Annotated in this window: 1 protein-coding gene; it reads left to right on the top strand. The window is 65.0% G+C overall.

What is annotated here, in order from left to right; all coding sequences use genetic code 11:
* Positions 1–69 precede the first annotated feature (69 nt).
* On the top strand, positions 70–1464 hold the full coding sequence (locus tag Q2T94_RS20470) for an IS1380 family transposase (protein WP_302265605.1): 1395 nt from the start codon (positions 70–72) through the stop codon (positions 1462–1464).
* Positions 1465–1504 lie beyond the last annotated feature (40 nt).

The following is a 1504-nucleotide window of genomic DNA, read 5'->3' as shown; positions in this document are numbered from 1 at the left end:
GCCCGTCATATCAGGGAAAATTGAACTTGCGACAGTAACAACATTCCTGAAATGAAGGGCATCTCGTAGATGCAAGTTTCCCACAAACCCTCCGCCGTGTCAGTTTCCTTCGACGAATCGAACCTCGTGTCCGCCGCCGGGTTGCTGCCGGCCATGGTCCTGGCCCGGGACTCGGGCCTGCATGAACTGGCCGACCAGTGGCTCAGCGTGCCCACCGACAAAGGTGCCAACGCCGGGTTAAAGATTGCTTCTCTCGTGGCCGGGATGGTGGCCGGCGCCGACTCCATTGACGATATGGCCCTGTTGCGGCACGGGGCCATGAAAAAGGTCTTCACCGCCTGCTACGCCCCCTCCACCCTGGGGTCCTTCCTGCGCTCCTTCACCTTCGGGCACGTGCGCCAGCTCGATGCCGTGGCCTCCAGGTTCCTGGTGGGCCTGAACCGCAAGGCCCCGCTGCTGGGAAACCCCGGGGAGAACGAGTTCATCTTCCTTGACGTCGATGACACCATCATCGAGGTCCACGGATACCAGAAGCAGGGCTCGGGCTACGGATATTCCGGGGTGCGCGGGCTCAACGCCTTGCTGGCCACAGCATCCACGAAGGACGCGGTGCCGTTCATTGCCGCCCAACGCCTGCGCAAGGGCGCAGCCAACTCCGCCCGCGGAGCCAAGAAGTTCGTCACCGAGGCACTGGGCACGCTCACACGTTGCCAGCCCGGATCGAAGGTGTTGTGCCGTTTCGACTCGGCCTACTACGGCCACGGGCCGGTATCGGCGGCCATGAAGGCGGGCGCGCAGGTCTCGGTGACGGTGCGCATGGACCCGGCCGTGAAGCGGGCGATCGCCACGATCCCGGAGACTGCCTGGGAGACCATCCACTACACCGATGCGATCCTTGACGAATCCACCGGGGTCTTGGTCTCCAGCGCCGAGGTCGCCGAAACCGGCTTCACCGCGTTCACCTCCCGCAAGAAAGCCGAACGGGTTCCCGGGCGCCTGGTCGTGCGCCGGATCCCGGAACTGAACCCGAAGAAGGCCGCCGGGCAAGGCACCCTCTTTGACACCCACCGTTTCCACGCGTTCTTCACCACCGTGGATTCCGGCGTCCTGGACACTGTCGCTGCGGACAAGACCCACCGCCAACACGCGGTCATCGAGCAGGTCAACGCGGATTTGAAGGACAGCGCACTGGCCCATATGCCCTCCGGGCACTTCGGCGCCAATAGTGCATGGCTGGTGGCCGCGGCCATCGCCTACAACCTCACCCGCGCCGCCGGGATCCTGGCCGGCGGCACCTTCGCCAACGCCAGGAGCGCAACGGTCCGGCGCAAGCTCATCCAGGTTCCGGCGCGCATCGCGCGCAGCGCCAGGAAAACCAGGCTCCGGCTTCCGCTGGATTGGCCCTGGGAAACCGAGTGGGAACGGCTCTTCACTTCCGCGCACGCCCCACCCCAAATCGCCTAGAACCGTTCACCGAGCCCTCTGCGGCGCAACCAGGAAACCA

The sequence above is a fragment of the Paeniglutamicibacter sulfureus genome (genome assembly GCF_030512175.1).
GTDB classification, from domain to species: domain Bacteria; phylum Actinomycetota; class Actinomycetes; order Actinomycetales; family Micrococcaceae; genus Paeniglutamicibacter; species Paeniglutamicibacter sulfureus.
Note: the sequence above shows the minus strand (reverse complement) of the source record. Positions and strands in the feature narration are given on the sequence as shown.